Origin of the sequence: Actinomadura coerulea, assembly GCF_014208105.1 — a bacterium.
Taxonomy (GTDB): Bacteria; Actinomycetota; Actinomycetes; order Streptosporangiales; family Streptosporangiaceae; genus Spirillospora; species Spirillospora coerulea.
Map to the genome: position 1 here is coordinate 4119355 of NZ_JACHMQ010000001.1, position 17525 is coordinate 4136879.

General features: G+C 73.6%; 16 protein-coding genes. 4 read left to right on the forward strand and 12 right to left on the reverse strand.

Translation table 11 applies throughout. From position 1 onward, the window contains the following. Window positions 1–287: 287 nt before the first annotated feature. The 11 genes from ettA to BKA00_RS18895 form a co-directional block, all read right to left on the reverse strand. On the reverse strand, window positions 288–1952 hold the full coding sequence (gene ettA, locus BKA00_RS18845) for an energy-dependent translational throttle protein EttA (protein ID WP_185026787.1): 1665 nt from the start codon (window positions 1950–1952) through the stop codon (window positions 288–290). 47 nt (window positions 1953–1999) lie between these two features. Next, window positions 2000–3289: a GGDEF domain-containing protein gene (locus tag BKA00_RS18850; RefSeq protein WP_185026789.1), complete on the reverse strand. Its 1290-nt coding sequence runs from the start codon at window positions 3287–3289 to the stop codon at window positions 2000–2002. A 396-nt stretch (window positions 3290–3685) separates the two neighbouring features. Further along, on the reverse strand, window positions 3686–4153 hold the full coding sequence (locus BKA00_RS18855; protein ID WP_185026791.1) for a single-stranded DNA-binding protein: 468 nt from the start codon (window positions 4151–4153) through the stop codon (window positions 3686–3688). An 83-nt stretch (window positions 4154–4236) separates the two neighbouring features. After that, window positions 4237–5952 (reverse strand): GTPase family protein, encoded by a 1716-nt coding sequence (locus tag BKA00_RS18860; protein ID WP_185026793.1) that lies wholly within the window; start codon window positions 5950–5952, stop codon window positions 4237–4239. Further along, window positions 5949–8000, reverse strand: coding sequence for a GTPase family protein (locus BKA00_RS18865; RefSeq protein WP_230298547.1), 2052 nt, complete (start codon window positions 7998–8000; stop codon window positions 5949–5951). Before BKA00_RS18865 ends, BKA00_RS18860 begins: the two co-directional genes overlap by 4 nt. Continuing rightward, entirely contained in the window at window positions 7997–9235 is a 1239-nt protein-coding gene (gene cobA / locus BKA00_RS18870; protein WP_185026795.1) for a uroporphyrinogen-III C-methyltransferase, read from the reverse strand. The genes BKA00_RS18865 and cobA overlap by 4 nt, the downstream gene beginning before the upstream one ends. A gap of 127 nt (window positions 9236–9362) precedes the next feature. Then, window positions 9363–10442, reverse strand: a complete 1080-nt coding sequence (gene cobT, locus BKA00_RS18875) for a nicotinate-nucleotide--dimethylbenzimidazole phosphoribosyltransferase (RefSeq protein ID WP_185026797.1) — start codon at window positions 10440–10442, stop codon at window positions 9363–9365. 17 nt (window positions 10443–10459) lie between these two features. Next, window positions 10460–11485: an Rv2231c family histidinol phosphate aminotransferase CobC gene (cobC, locus tag BKA00_RS18880; RefSeq protein ID WP_185026799.1), complete on the reverse strand. Its 1026-nt coding sequence runs from the start codon at window positions 11483–11485 to the stop codon at window positions 10460–10462. Next, window positions 11482–12078, reverse strand: a complete 597-nt coding sequence (locus tag BKA00_RS18885) for a precorrin-8X methylmutase (protein ID WP_185026801.1) — start codon at window positions 12076–12078, stop codon at window positions 11482–11484. The genes cobC and BKA00_RS18885 overlap by 4 nt, the downstream gene beginning before the upstream one ends. Next, window positions 12075–13319, reverse strand: a complete 1245-nt coding sequence (gene cbiE / locus BKA00_RS18890; protein WP_185026803.1) for a precorrin-6y C5,15-methyltransferase (decarboxylating) subunit CbiE — start codon at window positions 13317–13319, stop codon at window positions 12075–12077. The genes BKA00_RS18885 and cbiE overlap by 4 nt, the downstream gene beginning before the upstream one ends. A gap of 2 nt (window positions 13320–13321) precedes the next feature. Further along, window positions 13322–13801 (reverse strand): hypothetical protein, encoded by a 480-nt coding sequence (locus tag BKA00_RS18895; RefSeq protein ID WP_185026805.1) that lies wholly within the window; start codon window positions 13799–13801, stop codon window positions 13322–13324. 131 nt (window positions 13802–13932) lie between these two features. Between BKA00_RS18895 and BKA00_RS18900 the strand changes: the two genes are divergently transcribed. Further along, window positions 13933–14559: a TetR/AcrR family transcriptional regulator gene (locus tag BKA00_RS18900; RefSeq protein WP_185026807.1), complete on the forward strand. Its 627-nt coding sequence runs from the start codon at window positions 13933–13935 to the stop codon at window positions 14557–14559. Here BKA00_RS18900 and BKA00_RS18905 read toward each other — a convergent pair. Continuing rightward, a complete protein-coding gene (locus BKA00_RS18905; protein ID WP_185026809.1) occupies window positions 14556–15068 on the reverse strand; it encodes an ATP-binding protein in 513 nt (170 codons plus the stop codon). The genes BKA00_RS18900 and BKA00_RS18905 overlap by 4 nt on opposite strands. Before the next feature lie 196 nt (window positions 15069–15264). Between BKA00_RS18905 and BKA00_RS18910 the strand changes: the two genes are divergently transcribed. The 3 genes from BKA00_RS18910 to BKA00_RS18920 all read left to right on the forward strand — a co-directional run bounded on the left by BKA00_RS18910 (window position 15265) and on the right by BKA00_RS18920 (window position 17499). Then, window positions 15265–16116 (forward strand): helix-turn-helix domain-containing protein, encoded by an 852-nt coding sequence (locus BKA00_RS18910; RefSeq protein WP_230298548.1) that lies wholly within the window; start codon window positions 15265–15267, stop codon window positions 16114–16116. Beyond that, window positions 16113–16313, forward strand: a complete 201-nt coding sequence (locus BKA00_RS18915) for a DUF397 domain-containing protein (RefSeq protein ID WP_089309643.1) — start codon at window positions 16113–16115, stop codon at window positions 16311–16313. Before BKA00_RS18910 ends, BKA00_RS18915 begins: the two co-directional genes overlap by 4 nt. Window positions 16314–16479: 166 nt before the next feature. Further along, complete coding sequence (locus BKA00_RS18920) at window positions 16480–17499, forward strand: LLM class F420-dependent oxidoreductase (protein WP_185026811.1); 1020 nt, start codon at window positions 16480–16482, stop codon at window positions 17497–17499. The last annotated feature ends 26 nt before the right edge of the window (window positions 17500–17525 follow it).

Below are 17525 nucleotides of genomic sequence, written 5' to 3' on the forward strand. Positions count from 1 at the left end.
CCCGCACCGCGGCCACACCACCCCACCGCGGCAGCCTCACGACGGTGCGGCAGCCCCGCCACAGTGTGGTGGCGTCGCGGCCACTCCCAGCGTCCGCTGGACGCCCTCGCCACCCGGCGCCTCCGGCGCCGTGCTGCCGGACGGGCCGGTGAGGACCTGGTCGCCGCGCCGCTCACCATCGCCAGGCCCCGCCTTCCGTGATCCGGTACCTCCCGCTTGTCACCGGTCAGGCCGGGAATGCGAACGGCCGCGCGGTTGGGATCGCGCGGCCGTTCGGGGTGGCTGGGTCAGTCGCGGGTCAGTTTGCGGTGGGTGACCCGGTGCGGGCGGGCGGCGTCGGCGCCCAGCCGCTCGATCTTGTTCTTCTCGTAGTCGGCGAAGTTGCCCTCGAACCAGAACCAGTTCGAGCCCTCTTCCCACGCGAGGATGTGCGTGGCGATGCGGTCCAGGAACCACCGGTCGTGCGAGGTGATCACGGCGCACCCGGGGAACTCCAGGAGGGCGTTCTCCAGGCTGGACAGGGTCTCGGTGTCCAGGTCGTTGGTCGGCTCGTCCAGCAGGAGGACGTTGCCGCCCTGCTTGAGCGTCAGCGCCAGGTTGAGCCGGTTGCGCTCGCCGCCGGACAGGACGCCGGCGGGCTTCTGCTGGTCGGGGCCCTTGAACCCGAACGCCGCGACGTACGCGCGGGACGGCATCTCGACCAGGCCGACGTTGATGTGGTCCAGGCCGTCCGAGACGACCTCCCACACCGTCTTCTTCGGGTCGATGCCGCCGCGGCCCTGGTCGACGTAGGCGATCTTGACGGTCTCGCCGACCCGCAGGTCGCCCGTGTCCGGGTGCTCCTCGCCGACGATCATGCGGAAGAGCGTGGTCTTGCCGACGCCGTTCGGGCCGATGACGCCGACGATCCCGTTCGGGGGCAGGTTGAACGTCAGGTCGTCCATCAGGAGCCGGTCGTCGAAGCCCTTGGTCAGCTTGTCGGCGACGATCACCGTCTGGCCGAGGCGCGGACCCGGCGGGATCTGGATCTCCTCGAAGTCGAGCTTGCGGTGCTTGGCGGCCTCGGCCGCCATCTCCTCGTACCGCTCGAGGCGGGCCTTGCTCTTGGTCTGGCGGGCCTTCGGGTTGGAGCGCACCCACTCCAGCTCGTCCTGGAGGCGCTTCTTGCGCTTGGCGTCCTTGTTGCCCTCGACCTTGAGCCGCTCGGCCTTCTTCTCCAGGTAGACGGAGTAGTTGCCCTCGTAGGGGTAGCAGCGGCCCCGGTCCAGCTCCAGGATCCAGGTCGCCACGTTGTCGAGGAAGTACCGGTCGTGGGTGACGGCCAGGACGGTGCCCTCGTACTTGGCGAGGAACTGCTCCAGCCACTGGACGCTCTCGGCGTCGAGGTGGTTGGTGGGCTCGTCCAGCAGCAGGAGGTCGGGCGCCTCCAGCAGCAGCTTGCACAGCGCGACGCGCCGGCGCTCGCCACCCGACAGCTTCGACACCTCGGCGTCGCCGGGCGGGCAGCGCAGCGCGTCCATCGCCTGGTCGAGCTGGCTGTCGAGGTCCCAGGCGTTGCGATGGTCGAGCTGCTCCTGCAGCTTGCCCATCTCCTCCATCAGCGCGTCGGAGTAGTCCGTCGCCATCAGCTCGGCGATCTCGTTGAACCGGTCGAGCATCGCCTTGGTCTCGGCGACGCCCTCCTGGACGTTCCCGAGGACGTCCTTCTCCTCGTTCAGCGGCGGCTCCTGCTGGAGCATGCCCACGGTGAACCCGGGCATGAGGCGCGCGTCGCCGTTGGAAGGCTGTTCCAGACCGGCCATCATGCGCAGCAGCGTCGACTTGCCGGTGCCGTTGGGCCCCAGGACCCCGATCTTCGCACCCGGAAGGAAATGCAGGGTGACGTCGTCAAGGACGACCTTGTCGCCATGTGCCTTGCGCACACGCTGCATCGTGTAGATGTACTCGGCCATATCGTCAAGACTAGGGGGTCCCGGAACCTGTTTTTCGCGTTGCCGCCTCAGTTGCCGGACGGCTTGGGGCCTTCGAGGGCGGGAAGGCACACCCGGTCGCGCCCCGAGGACTTCGCCCGGTAGAGCGCCAGGTCGGCCGCGGTCATGAGTTCCAGGAGGTCCTGGCCGTGGGTGCGGAACAGCGACACCCCCACCGAGACCGTCACCGTGACGGTGCCCTCCTCGGCCGGGACGGCGAGGCGGCGCACCCGGCCGCGCAGGCGCTCGGCGACGCGGCAGGCCTCCACGGTGTCGGCGCCCGGCAGAAGGACGACGAACTCCTCGCCCCCGAAGCGGCCCACCACGTCGTAGTCGCGCAGCTGGTGGCACAGGGTGCTGGCCACCCCCACCAGCACCTGGTCGCCGACCAGGTGGCCGTGGGTGTCGTTGACGCGCTTGAAATGGTCGATGTCGATCAGGAGGAGCGCGACGGCGTCGTGGGTGCGCTGGGCCCGGGAGAGCTCGGTGTCGGCCTCGCGCTGCCACGCGGCGGCGTTCAGCAGGCCCGTCTTGGCGTCGGTGCGCGCGGCCGCCTGGAGCTGCTGGTGCATCAGGCTGCGCTGCAGGAGCATCACCGGCGGAAGCGTCAGCAGGAGCAGGCCCAGTGACAGCGCGCTCGTGATCGCGACAAGGATGCCGACGCAGAGCTCCACCGTGTCGAGCAGGAGGCTCTCGCGCGTCCACAGGACGTCGCGCCACCGGCTCTCGGGATCGGCGGCGTGCGCGGCGACCGCGACGATCGCCGCGTTCACCACCGTGAACAGCGCCGCGCAGCCGACGGCCGCCGGGATGCCCGGGTAGCTCTCGACGACCCACCGCGGCGCCCCCTGCAGCGGATCGGCCACCACCCGGTGGAACACCACCGACGCGCACGCCCCGGCGATCCCCAGCGCGGCGGCGACGACCGCCCGCCGGTAGATCAGCGTCCGCCGGACGCGGAACTGCAACAGCGCCTGCATCGGCACTGGGATCAGCAACGCGTACACCGGCGGCAGCAGCAGCGCGACCGGAAGCCACCAGGCCGACAGCAGGTCGCGCGCGACCCCCGCCGGCATCCCCAGCCTGCGCGTCGCCTCGATGCACACGGCGCCGCACGCCAGCAGGGCCCCGAAGGTCACCAGGTCGTCGACCCGGAACGGGGTCTCCGCAAGCCCCGCGACGACGAGCCCCAGATGGACGGCGACGACGACCGGCACGTAGACCACGAGCAGGGACCGGCGCCCAAGTCGCGCCCTGCGCCTCGGCCTGCGGACCAGCTCCCCACCACGGCCCTCGGCGGACGACTGCACTGCCGTCATCCTTCCCCCTTACGCGCATCACGTTGTGTAACACGATAGTTGCAACGTGTGCGGAACGGGCGTGAAACAGGTACGTTCGGGAACGCACATGCGGGTGACCGTTCTGATCACCGTTATCCGGGCCCGCTGATCCGCGGAGCCCGATCATCCTGAGGGGGACCACCATGCGCGGCGTTTCCTGGATCTGACCAGCTGACAGCCACCGACACCGAGGGCGCGCACACTCACCGCTCCCACGGCCATATCCCCCCACCAAACTTCTTTCACCTCACCCGGCAACCCTCGCACCCCCTTTTTCCACGCCCGGGCGCTACGGACCGCAGCCGAGCATTGGCCGCACCTGGCCGCAGGCCGCCCACCCGCCGGCCGCGTCCCCGGCGTGCCGGGACAGAACGGCTACGCGGCTTTGGGTTCCTCTTCTTCTTCCGCGGGAGTGGTCAGGGCCCATTGATCGGCGGCGTCGCGGGCCAGCTGGCGGTCTTCGTCGGTCAGGGGGCCGCTGCGCTGGGCGGGGCGGTAGTCGACGGTGCCGCGGGTCAGGTCGGGGCCCAGGGTCGTGGCCTCGACCTCGGCGGAGAACCGCCACTGGTCGTCGCGTTCGTACTGGCGGATGCGCAGGCGGCCGGTGACCAGGACCGGTGTGCCGCGCTGGAGGTCGGACGCGTTGACGTTGTCGGCCAGCCCGCGCCAGCAGTTCACCGTGACGTACAGGGAGTCATCGTCCTGCCATTGGCCGGTCTGCCGGTCGAAGCGGCGGGGCGTGCAGCCCACCCGCAGCGACAGGAAGGGGTGGCCGTTGGCCGTCACGGCGTAGCGGGGCTCGGCCGCGACCCAGCCGGTGATGGTGACGTGCGCCTCGTTCATCGCGTCCTCCGTTGTCTCGCGTACGGGACAACGGTGGCTCAGACGCGCAGGGCGGCGCCCGAGGTCGCGGAACTGTGGATAACTCAGCCTCGGCCGAGGGCGACGTCGACGTCCCGGCGGAAGCGGGCGTAGACCTCCAGGTCCTCCTCGACGGGGACGATCACCTTCTCCCGCGCGACGCGCTCGATGCCCTGGCGCATGTGCTGCTCCATCTTCTCGCCGTGTCTGGCGGACGACAGGGCGACCATGTTGCGGCACGCCGACGCGGTGAGCCAGCCCATCCCGAGCGTGCAGACGACCAGGATGGCGACGTAGGGGATCAGGCCCGCCTGGCCGACGAGGCCGTCCGGGTCGTCGCCACCGAGGCCGAGCAGGCCGTAGGCGACGAGGAAGCCGATCCACACGACGCTGAGGGCGGCGACCAGGACCAGGAAGTACTGCCAGGTCTTCACCAGCCACCACCAGCGCGGCACCACGTTGAACGTGGGCAGCGCCTCCTTGAGGGACTCGCCGAGCGCCTCCGGGATCTCGGCGGCGTGGGAGCGGGCCGCGGCGCGGACGGAGCGGCCCCAGTGCGGCGGAAGCTCGGCGGTGACGCCCTCGGCGACGTTCTGGAGGGCGTTGTCCACGTCGCCCTGCTGGGCGCCGATCGGCCCGGTGAAGGCGTTGCGCAGCTCCTCGCGGAGCTCGGTGAGGCGCATCCGGCGCAGCGGGTCCGACCGCAGCCGGCCGATCATGGCGGTGACGGGCCAGCCGATGAAGTCGGCGGCGCGCAGCTCGTAGGCGCTCTCCATGGCCTCGGCGACGGCGGGCGCGCCCGCGGCGTCGGTGAGGGCCTGCATGAGCTCGGCCTTGCGTCCGTCGTCCACCGTGACGGGCGGCTCGGCGTCGAAGCGGTAGCCGGTGAACCGCTCGGCGGCGCGGTCGACGTCGGCCGACAGCCGCTCGGTGCGGGCGCGGCGGGCGGCGACGGTGTCGACGAGGGTGTCGCGGAAGCCGTGCACGCCGTCCTCGGCGACGGCGGAGGTGGTGACGATCCGCGGGTCGGCGAGCCCCTCGGCCTCCAGCAGGCGGCGCAGGTCGGCGACGCAGTCGTCGATCTCGTGCGGGGCGAGCCGGTCGACCTGGTTGAGGACGATCAGGGTGACGCCGGCGTGCCGGGCGAACGGGACGATGTAGTTGCGGTGCAGGGCCGCGTCGGCGTACTTCTGCGGGTCGACGACCCAGACCAGCAGGTCGGCGATGGTGACGAACCGGTCGACCTCGGCGCGGTGCATCGCCTGGATCGAGTCGTGGTCGGGCAGGTCGATCAGGACGAGGCCCTGGAGGGTGGCGTCGGCGCGCTCCAGGTCGAGGGCGCTGGCGCGGGCGTAGCGGTGGCGCTTGTCGACGTCGAGCCAGTCGAGGAGGGGGCCCGCGCCGTCCAGCCCCCAGACGCACGCGTGGGCCTTGGACGTCATCGGGCGGCGCATCCCGGTCGGCGACAGTTCGAGCCCGCAGATGGCGTTGAACAGCGAGGACTTGCCGCTGCCCGTTCCGCCGGCCAGGGTGACGACGGTGTGGTCGCCCGACAGCCGCAGCCGCTGACCGGCACGCCGCAGCAGCGCGGAGGCGTCGTCGAGGACGGGCTGGTCGAGCCGTCCGAGGCCCGCCTGGACGAGCCGGTCGAGCCCGTCGAGGCGCTCGACCAGCCCGGGAGGGCCGGCGGGCTCGGCGGGGGGACCGGCCTCGGGCATGTCGGGGAGGGGGGTCTCGCCGGTTCCCGCCGGTGGGTTCGCGGGGATGGCCGAGGTGGTCATCGGGCAACCTCGAGGTTGTAGGTGGCCTGGTACAGCTGGACGGGGACGGTCTCGTCGGGGATGCCGGCGGAGTCGAGCACCTGACCGAAGCGGATGGCCTCCTCGTCGAACAGCATCCCGATGCGGCTGCGCAGGTCGGCGCGGGCCTTGGCGCCCATGCCGCGCAGGGACTCGGCGCCGAACAGGGCCTTCAGCAGCCGCTGCGGGACGGCGCTGTTGCCGCCCTCCACGGCCACGTCGGACGTCCCGTACCCGAGCAGGCCGATCGTCAGGACGAGCGAGACCGCCTCGGTGTCGAACGAGACCAGCTTCGCGACCGAGCGCTTGGTGACGCCCTGCGTGCGGATCAGCTCCTGGACGTGGTCCTGCCAGGCGCTGACGGCCCGGGTGACGCGCCGCGACAGCTCCGGGGAGACGTGCCCCAGGCCGGCGTCGGCGCCGGCGAGCACCTGGGCGCCCGCCGGGTGCACGCGCCAGCGGGCCATGGCCTGCTCCGCGCCGTGCTCGGCGGACGCCATGATCAGCGATTCCAGGCCGCTGCGCAGCGCCGCCTTGAGGGCGCGCACGCGGGCCGGGCTGCGGTGGCGGCGGCTCGCGGCGCGGCCGCGCCGGGACCGCTGGACGTGCAGGGCGCGCAGCAGGTCGCCGGTGCCGGCGAAGTCCTGCCAGCGGGCCAGGACCTCGCCGCGCAGCAGCGAGCCGTTGCGGGTGGCCTCGTCCAGTTCGGCGAGGGCGGTGCCGTACCCGGCCTCGACCTCCCTGGCCAGCTCGGCGCGCCGCTCGACCTGCGCCTCGACCTGCCGGGCGAGCTCGGGGACGCGGGTGCGGAAGCTGTCCAGGACGGCGGCGAGGGTGTCGCTGACGACGATCTCGCGGTCCTCGGCGTCCTCGGCGACGCCGGTCAGCCAGTCGCGGATGTCCGCGACGGTCTCCTCGGGGAGGCGGCTCTCCTCGATCCGGGTCTCGGGGATGGTGAAGCGGCGCGCGTCGCCGACCTCGTGCTCGTCCAGCATCTCGGCGAAGTGCTCGACGATCTCACCGCCGCCGGCGCCCGCGCCCTGCGGGACGCGCGACAGCACGACGCCGATCGTGGCGCCGTTCTCCTTGGCGCGCTGGAGCATCTGCCAGACCTGGGCGTCGGCGTACCGGGCGGCGGTGGTGACGCACAGCCACAGGTCGGCGGCGGCCATCAGCTTGGTCGCGAACTCGTAGTGGTCTTCGAAGACGGAGTCGAAGTCGGGGCTGTCGAGCAGGGCCAGGCCGGGCGGCAGGGCGTCGCTGGCGATGATGACCAGCTGGTCGCCCGCGATGGCGTCGGGCGCGGGGCCGCGGACCCGTCCCATGCCGGGCAGCATCGGCCCCTCCATGAACCACCGCACGTGGTCGGGGTGGCAGACGAGGATCGGGCTGCTGGTGGTGGGGCGCAGCACGCCGGTCGCGCTGACGCGGGCGCCGACGAGCGTGTTGACCAGGGTGGACTTGCCCGCGCCCGTGGAGCCGCCGAGCACCACGAGCATGGGGGCGCCGGCCGCCTGGACGCGCGGCAGGACGTAGTCGACGAGCTGGGCGCGCAGTTCGTCGCGGGCCTCGCGGGCCTGCTCGACGCCGGGGACGTCCAGCAGGAGGTCGAACGCGCCGAGCTGTTCGCGCAGCGCGGTCAGGGCGCGGACCAGCTCGGCGCGGTTGACCGTCGCCCCGGCCCTCGGGGCGCGCCGCCGTCCGCGCCTGGACCTGGCCTCGGCCTTCGTGCCGGCCTCGGAGCCTCCGCTCCCGGCGGCTCCGGTCTCGTCGTCCGCCGCCTCGCCCTCGGGTGCGGCGGCGTCCTCGTCCGAGCCCTTCTTCAGGGTCTGCTTCTCGGCCGCCGCGGCGCGGCCTCCCGGGTCCTTCCCGGACGTGTTCTCGCCGCCCGTGGTCTCGCCGCCCGTGCTCTCGCCGGACGCCGTGGTCTCGCCGGACGCCGCGTCGTCGGGGGCGGGCGCGCCGGCCCGGCCCGAGCCGGCGCCGGCCTCCTCGTCGTGGACCGTGCTCTGCTCTGCGGGGGGTGTCACGGATCCCGTCCCAAGTCCGCTCGAATCATGTCGATCTCTCGTGCCACGTTGACCACGTCGCCCACGACCACGATCGCCGGGGGCCGGACATCTCCGGCGGCCATCTCGTCGGCCACCGTGCCCAGCGTCGCCGTCAGCGCCCGCTGGCCGGGAAGGGTGCCGTCCTGCACCACGGCCACCGGCGTTCCGGACGACCGACCATAGCGCATGAGGGCCGCCGCGATGAGGGCCATCCGCTCCACCGCCATGAGCAGGACGATCGTCCCGTGCGCGCGGGCCAGCGACTCCCAGTCGACGGTCGAGTCGGGGTGCCCGGGAGGGACGTGCGCGGAGACGACGTGGAACTCCTGCGCGACGCCCCGGTGGGTGACCGGGATGCCCGCGGCCGACGGCACGGCGACCGCGCTGGTGATGCCGGGGACGACCGTGACGGGGACGCCGTGGCGGGCGCAGTACAGGGCCTCCTCGCCGCCGCGCCCGAACACGAACGGGTCGCCGCCCTTGAGCCGGACGACGAAGCGGCCCCGCCGCGCGTGCTCGACCAGGTACTCGTTGATGCGGTCCTGCGTGACCGTCCGGCCGTAGGGGATCTTGGCGGCGTCGATGACCTCGACGTCGGCGGCCAGCTCGTCCAGCAGCCCGCCGGGCGCGAGCCGGTCGGCGACGACGACGTCGGCCATGGCGAGCAGCTGCCGCCCGCGCACGGTGATCAGGCCCGGGTCGCCCGGGCCGCCGCCGACCAGCGCGACGCCCGCGGGCTTGCTCCGTGAGTGCCGGGACTCCAGGGCGCCGTCGCGCAGGCCCTCCACCACCGCGTCGCGGATGCCGGCGGCGCGGCGCGGGTCGCCGCCGAGCAGCACCCCGACGGTCGCGTCGCCCGCGTGGCCGCTGGCGGGCGTCCAGGCCGGGGACGACTCGGCGTCGTCGGCCCGGACGGACCAGATCCGCGCGGCGTCGGCCTCCGCCACCACGTCGCCGTTGACCTTGGCGTCGTCGGTGACGGCCTGCACCAGCCAGGCGCCCGCGCAGTCGCCGCGCCGGTAGCCCCGGCGGTGCCAGGTGATCCGGCCGCGCTCGGCGAGGCCCTCCAGGGTGGCGGTGACCGAGGGGGACACGAGGACCACCTCGGCGCCGGCGTCCAGCAGGGCGGGCACGCGGCGCTGGGCGACCCGCCCTCCGCCGACGACGAGGACGCGTCGCCCGCCGAGTCGCAGGCCTAGCAGGTACGGGGGCACGGTGGATCTCTCGGACGCGGGTGGCGGACGGTCTCTTTGTGGAACAAAGGTACTCGGCTCGGGGAGTCCGTGGAGAGGGGCCTCGCCCGTTCGATAGCCGAGCGTGACTCATTCCGTGATCACGTTGTTACGGCCGCGCGGCGTCCTTCTCGCTCACCCCGGCGGAGTCGAAGGTGGCGACCTCGCGCAGGACCCGCGCCGCGCTCTGGACCAGCGGCAAGGCCAGCAGGGCACCGGTTCCCTCCCCCAGCCGCAGCTCCAGGTCGACCAGCGGGCGCAGGCCGAGGGACTCGACCGCGGCGCCGTGCCCCGGCTCGGCCGAGCGGTGCCCGGCGACGCACGCGCCGAGGGCGTCCGGGCACAGCGCCGCGGCGGCGAGGGCGGCGGCTCCGGCGATCACGCCGTCCAGGACGACGGGGACGCGCAGGGCGGCGGCGCCGAGGACGAACCCGGCGATCGCGGCGTGCTCCAGCCCGCCGACCGCCGCGAGGACCTCCATCGGCGCCATGCCGTGCCCTTCCGCCAGGCCGTGCCTGTCGAGGGCGGTGCGCACCACCTCGACCTTGTGCGCGTGGGTGGCGTCGTCGATGCCGGTCCCCCGGCCGGTGACCCGCTCGGGCGGCAGGCCGGTGAAGGCGGCGATCAGCGCGGCGGACGCGGTGGTGTTGGCGATCCCCATGTCCCCGGTGAGCAGGCACCGGGCGCCCCGCGCACCCAGCTCACGGGCGATCTCGATGCCCGTCCCGACGGCTCGCCGGGCCTGCTCGGCGGTCATCGCGGGCCCGGCCGTCATGTCGGCGGTGCCCGGCGCGACCTTGCGGCGGAGCAGGCCGGGGGCCTCCTCTAGCTCGGCGGCGACGCCGATGTCGACGACCGTGACGGCGGCGCCGACCTGGGCGGCGAACGCGTTGACCACGGCGCCGCCGGCCAGGAAGTTGGCGACCATCTGCGCCGTGACCTCCTGCGGCCACGGGGTGACGCCCTGGGCGTGGACGCCGTGGTCGGCGGCGAACACGGCGACGGCGGCGGGCTCGGGCTGCGGCGGCGGGCACTGCCCGGCGAGCCCGGCGAGCCGGACCGACACCTCCTCCAGGACGCCGAGGGACCCGGGCGGCTTGGTGAGCCGGGCCTGGAGGTCGCGGGCGTCCCGCATGGCCGTCTCGTCCAGGGGGGCGATGGAGGCGACGGTCTCCTCGATCAGGTTCATGGTGTCCTTTCGGGGGGTCAGATGCCCAGCTCGCCGAGCACGTCCAGCAGCCGGTCGTTGGACGGGCGGTCGCGCACGGCGATCCGCAGCCAGTCCGGGCCGAGCCCTGGGAAGGTGTCGCCGCGCCTGACGGCGTAGCCGCGCTGCCTCAGCAGGGCCCTGATGCCCAGGGCGTCCGGCAGGCTGACGCACAGGAACGACGCGCGCGCTCCGGGCACGACGTACAGGCCCCGCGCCGACAGCTCCGCGGCCAGCCGATCGCGTTCGGCGGCGAGCTCGACGGCCCACGCCTCGCCCTCGGCGACGGCCTCGGGGGTGGAGCACGCCTCGACGGCGGCGAGCGCGGGCGTGGACACCGCCCACAGCGGCTGCGCCTCCGCCAGCCGTCCGATCAGGTGGGGGTCGGCCAGGACGTATCCGGCGCGCAGCCCCGCGAGCCCCCACGTCTTGGTCAGGGAGCGGATCACCACCACTCCCGGGGGCAGCCGGGTGGCGAGGCTCTCCGGTTCGCCGGGGACGCAGTCCATGAACGCCTCGTCGACCACGACCGTCCGTCCGGGCGCGGCCAGCGCGGCGAGCGCGCCGGCCGGGTGCAGGACCGAGGTCGGGTTGGTCGGATTGCCGATCACGACGAGGTCGGCGCCGGCCGGGACGGCCCTCGGGCCGAGGGTGAAGTCCTTGTCCAGGATCACCCGCTCCACCTCGTGCCCGGCGGCCCGCAGCGCCGCCTCCGGCTCGGTGAACTGGGGATGCACCACCACGGCACGGCGCGGGGTGAGCACCCGCGCGAGCAGCACGAACGCCTCCGCGGCCCCGGCGGTGAGCAGCACCTCCTCGGCGGACCTGCCGTGCCGCGCGGCGACCGCCTTGCGGGCGGGGCGGGGGTCGGGGTAGGCGGCGAGGCCGTCGACGGACGCGCGGATCCGCTCGGCCAGCCACGCGGGGGGCGTGCCGGTGCGGACGTTCACGGCGAAGTCGGCGAGGCCGTCGCCGACCTCGGTGTCGCCGTGGTGGCGCAGGTCGATCTCGGCGGGGCCGGTCACGGGCGCGCCGCCTCGTGGTAGAGCAGCGCGTTGACGGCGGCGGCCGCGACCGCCGACCCGCCCTTCTCCGAGACGTTGCTGAGCTGCGGCAGCCCGCTCGCGCGCAGGGCCTCCTTGGCCTCGCAGGCGCCGACGAAGCCCGCCGGCACCCCGATCACCAGGGCGGGGCTCACCCGGCGGGCGACGATCTCGAAGATCGCCTCGGGCGCGGAGCCGACCACCCAGACCGCGCCCGGCCCCACCTCCGAGTACGACAGCCGGACGGCCGCGGCCGACCGGGTGATGCCGGCGGCGCGCGCCATCCGCGCGGCGGCCGGGTCGGCGGCGTGGCAGACCGCCTCGCGGGCGCTGATCCCGGCGGCGGCCATGCCCTCGTCGGTGACGATCGGCGCGCCGGCGCGCAGCGCGGCCCAGCCCTGAGCGAGGTGCTCCTCGGTGGTCACCAGGTCGACCGCGTACTCCAGGTCGGCGGTGGCGTGGATCACCCGCTCGGCCACCGCCCGCCACAGCGGCGGCATCGGGGACAGGTCGACGCGGGACCGGAGGACCTCATACGAGCGCACCTCGATCGGGTGGGGCCGGCGGACGGTCAACTGCGCTCCTCCACAACTCCGGGCAACGCGGGGATGGTCTCGATGGGGCGGCCCGTCCGGGACGGTGCCCGCACGGGGGCGCGGCCGCCGCGTTCGCCCCAGACGACGATCACGGGCTCCGGGGCCTCGTCCCGCGGGGTCAGCGGGGCGGCCTGGAGCCGGACGGCGTCGGCGGCGAAGCCCTGCCCGCCCAGTTCGTCCAGTATGGCCTGAGCCTCGCCGGCCGTGGCGAGGACGACGATCCGGGAGGGGCGGAGCGCCGCGCAGACCCGCGCGGCCTCCGGCCCGCCGCGGCCGAGGAAGACGGCGTCGGGCCGGGGAAGGTGCTCGGCGCTGGACCGGACGTCGCCGGACGCCATCGCGACCTTGACCCCGTGCAGGCGGACGTTCTCCCGCACCCGGGCGCACGCGGAGTGGTCGCTGTCCACGGCGACGACGGCGGCGCCGAAGCGGGCGCACTCGATGCCGACCGAGCCGTCGCCGGACTCCACGTCCCACACCATGTCGCCGACCCTGGGGCCGAGCTTGGCCAGGACGAAGGCGCGCACGTCAGGGCGCGGGCCGGATCCGCCGAAGGCCTCCGCCGGGAGCGCCCATCCGGCGGGGCCGGGCACGGGCCCGGAGACCCAGTTCGCTTCTCCCAGCGCGTGGCGGTTGTCCAGGACGAGCACGACCTCGGGGTCGTTCCAGGGGCGAGTGGTCGCCTCCGCCGGGCGTACGTAGACGATGCGTTCCTTGGGCCCGCCCAAGTCCTCGCAGACCACGAACGAGCGCGGCGTGACCGGGAACAACGCGCGCGCCAGCTCGGACGGCCCCGCGCCCGGCTCCGTTAGGACGGCCACCTTCGGATGAGCGCGGCATGCGTTGACGGCCTGTCGCAGGTGCCCGTCCTTGGCGGAGACGACCAGAGCGTCGTCCCAGGGCAGCCCTGCCTGGGAGAAAGCGCGCGCTACCAGCGTCGTCGCAGGAAAGGTCTCTGGCGCGTGACCCTTCTCAAGCAGTTCGCGGACGATGCCGAAGTAGCCGGGGTCGCCGTTCACCACGAGGACGACGTCCTCCTTGGCGACATCGACGCCTTCCAGTTCCTCGGCGAACTCCGTGGTGGCGACCGTGCGCGCGTCCGCCGCCACGGGCAGCCCGTCCAGATGGCCCGGGGCTCCGATGACCAGCGTGGCACCTTCCAGAGCCGCCTTGGCCCCCTCGGAGAGGGGCGACCCGTCGCGGCCGACGACCGTCAGCATCGCTACCGGGCCATCCGCCCGTACATGCCGACCATGCGCTCTCCCGCCGAGTCCAGGAGCACCACCTGGGCGGCGACCGGGCTGGCCGCCGCCCCCGACGCCTCGGCCGCGAGGCGTTCGAGCCCCCCGGCGGTCCTGCGGCACAGCTCGCGCCCGCACGGGCCGAGCCTGCCCGCGGCGTCCCACAGCTCGTAGACGTCCTGGACGGCCGGGGCCTGCGCCACCCGGCCGGCCAGGGCGGGACCGCAGTCCATGTCCAGCGTGATCGATTCCAGCAGGCCCGCGGCGCCGCCGAGGAAGGCGGCCTGGTCGTCGATGCGGGCGACCATGACGACCTGCGCGAGCCCGGCCTTGACCGCCTCCCGCAGCCGGTCCGCCGAGACGGGGCCGAAGCACGCCTCCGGCAGGTTCGGCAGCATCCGGCGCGCGGCCTCCCGCGCGCCGTCCCCGTGCATCACGAGCGTCTTCTCCGCAGCGGTCACCTGTGCCGTCCCTCCTGGTCGCCGGCGACGAGCCTCCCGGAGGCGCCGCCCGCCCGCGCCGCGGCACGCCGACGAGCGGCGGACCGGTCGCGGCCGTACGGCGCCGGCCGCCCACAGAATAGGCTGTCGCGGTGAGCTACCAGCGCCTGTCCCCGGACGAGCGGCGCGCCCAGATCCTGGACGTCGCGCGGCGGATGTTCACCGAGCTGCCGTACGCCGAGGTGTCCACGGCCGCGATCGCGCGGGAGACCGGCGTGCAGCGCGGCCTGATCCACTACTACTTCGGGACCAAGCGGGAGCTGTTCCTCAAGGTCGTCCAGGGGCTGACGGCCTCGGCCGCGATGCAGGCCCCGCCGCCGGACGAGCGGCTGGCGCTGCCCGAGGCGGTCGAGCTGCTCGTCAACCTGTTCCTCGACACCGCCGAGCGCAACGCGACCACGTGGTTCGCCGCGCTCGACGCCGAGGGGTTCGGGCAGGACCCCGAACTCCTGCGCATCGTCAACCGGTTCCGGGACGAGGCGGTCGAGCACATGCTGGCCGTGCTGCGCGTGGCCGAGCCGACCGAGACGCTGCGGGCCGTGCTGCGCGCCTACTCCGGGCTCGCGGACGCGGCGACGCGCCAGTGGCTCCAGGAGAAGACCCTCGACCGCGACCAGGTGCGCACGCTGCTCACCCGGTCACTGCTCGCGCTGGTCAGCGACATCGGCCCCGCCCTGGACAAGCCCCGGCGGGACCGGCCGCGGGCCGGCGCGGGCTAGCTGCGCACCGCCTCGGTGGTCCCCGGCACGGCGAACCAGACGGCCTTGCCGCGGACGGGCGGCCCGAGGCGGGAGAGGGTCCGCCGCAGGCCCCAGCGTCCGCCGGACAGCTCGTGGACGATGCTGAGCCCGCGCCCGCAGTCGCCGGACGTCCAGGAGTACCCGGGCAGGCCGACGTCGGCGTAGGTGTCGAAGACGGCGCACCGCACTTCGCCCGCCGTCCCGTCGCCCATGTAGAGCCACAGCTCGTGCGGGCCGTGCTCGCCGGCGTGCTGGTGGGCGTTGGTGGCCAGCTCGCTCACCATGAGCCGGGCGTCGGTGGCCCCGTCCGGCGGCACGCCGAGGGAGGCGAGCGCGTCGCACAGGACGCGGCGGGCGTACCCGGCGCCTCCGGGGCCGCCCGGCAGGGCCCAGACCCACCCGGGCACGCCGTCGCGCCGGGCCGGGTCGCCGCCCGCCATAGCGTCGGCCATGGTCTCCGCCGTCAGATCGGCTGGCGTGGTCTTCACGGTTCCTCCCGCGGTACTGGTGCGAATGCGAAGGGCGGGCGGGGCGACCGGTCGTCACTCTCGGTTCACGACCGATCACGGATCCAAGAGTCTCCTGAGATTCTCACAAACGCAACACCCTTCATGGAATTGCTCTGACCTTCCTGCCGGGTTCGTCAATCGCGTTGTGACAGGCGCCGGGAGTGATAAAGACTCCATGCCCATGACCTACCGCCCCACCGTCCGTGGCCGCCGTCTCGCCCGGGAGCTCCGCAAGCTGCGCGAGGAGCAGGGCCTGACACTGCAGGAAGTGGCGGACCGGCTCGACTGGTCGCGAGCCACCGTCTCCCGCCTGGAAACCAGCCAGACCCGCCCCAAGCCCGGCGACATCGCCGACATCCTCGACCTGTACGGCGTGCCGAGCCCGGACCGCGACGCGCTCATCACCCTGGCCCGGCAGGCCGGTCAGCGCGGCTGGTGGACCGCCTACCAGGACGTCTTCGCGGGGAGCTACGTCGCCCTCGAGGACGAGGCCTCGCACATCCGCACCTGGGACCCGCAGCTCGTGCACGGCCTGCTCCAGACCGAGGACTACTCCCGCGCCGTGATCACGGCGGGCCGGCTGCTGCCCTCGGACGAGGAGATCGAGCGCCGCATCTCGGCCCGCAAGATCCGCCAGGCGCTGCTGGACCGCGCCGACGCGCCGCGCCTCGAGGTGATCTTCGACGAGGCGGTGCTGCACCGCCCGATCGGCGGCGAGGAGGTGATGCGGGCCCAGCTGAACGTCCTCGCCACCGCCGCGGAGATCCGCCCATCCGTGACCATCCAGGTACTTCCCTACACGGCAGCGGCACATGCGGGCTTGGATGGACGTTTCACCATATTGTCGTATCCCGACCCCGCAGACCCTGATATCGCCTACGTCGAGGGCACTATGGGTGACGTTTACCTTGAGAGCGCCGAGGAAATAGCAAAGCATAGGGATCGCTTCGAACGGATCGTGAAGCGAGCCCTGTCCCCCGAGGAGTCCGCGCACCTCATAGCCAAGGCAGCAAGGAGCAGCCTGTGACCCACCTCCAGCGCGAACTCACCCTGGCCGTCTGGCGCAAGTCGTCCCGCAGCGGAAGCGGAGACCAGTGCGTCGAGATGGCCGCCCTGTCCAGCGACCTGCGCGCCGTGCGCGACTCCAAGGACCCCTCCGGACCGGCTCTGGTACTGACGCCGGCCGCCTGGCGGGGCCTGCTGGACGGGATCAAGGAGAGCTAGCGACCGGTCGACGGGGCCGCGGCGAGGTTCGCCGCGGCCCCGTCGCCGTATCCGACCCCCGCACCGCGCCTTCGCTCGCCCCCTCCCCGGCCCCGGGCGCACCCCCTTCCGAGAAACTAGAACGTGTTCTAGTATCGCCGGTGCGTCGACTACCGGAGGATGCAACGTGACCGCGGAACTCAAGCTCGGCATCAACGTCGGCTACTGGCAGCGCGACCCCGACGACCAGACCGAGACGGTGCTGGCCGCCGAGCGCTGCGGCTACGACTCGGTGTTCACCGCCGAGGCGTACGGCTCGGACGCGTTCACCACGCTGGCCTGGTACGGCGCCCGCACGTCCCGGATCAAGCTGGGCACGGCCGTCGTCCAGATGTCGGCGCGGACCCCGGCGGCCACCGCGATGCACGCGCTCACCCTGGACGCCCTGTCGGGCGGGCGGGTGATCCTCGGGCTCGGCGCGTCCGGCCCGCAGGTCGTGGAGGGCTGGTACGGGCAGCCGTTCCCGAAGCCGCTCGCCCGCACCCGCGAGTACCTCGACATCGTCCGGCAGGTGTGGCGCCGCGAGGAGCCGGTGACCAGCGAGGGCCCGCACTACCCGCTGCCCTACCCCGGCGGGTCGGGCCTCGGCAAGCCGCTGAAGTCGATCGCCCACCCCGTCCGCCCGGAGATCCCCGTCTACCTGGGCGCCGAGGGCCCGAAGAACGTCGCGCTGTCCGCCGAGGTCGCGCAGGGCTGGCTGCCGCTGTTCGTCGACCCCGAGCAGATCGGGCCCGTCTTCGGCGGGTCGCTGGCCGGGCGCCCGGAGGGCTTCGAGATCGCCGCGACCGTCACCACGATCGTCACCGACGACCTGGCGTCCGCGCTGGAGTTCGCCAAGATCCCGCTCGCCTTCTACATCGGCGGGATGGGCGCCAAGGACCGCAACTTCCACCTCGACCTGATCGGCCGGCTCGGCTACGCGGAGGAGGCGGGACGGGTCCAGGAGCTGTTCCTGAGCGGCCGCCGGGACGAGGCGATCAAGGCCGTCCCGGACGCGCTGGCCGACGCGATCTCACTCCTGGGCCCCCTCGGGAGGATCAAGGAGAGGCTGCGGCTGTGGCGCGACAGCCCGGTCACCACCCTGCTGATCGCCGGGGTGCGGGACGAGCCGACGCTGCGCGCCATCAAGGAGATGGCCGACTCCTGAGAGATCGAGAACACATCTTCGCGCGG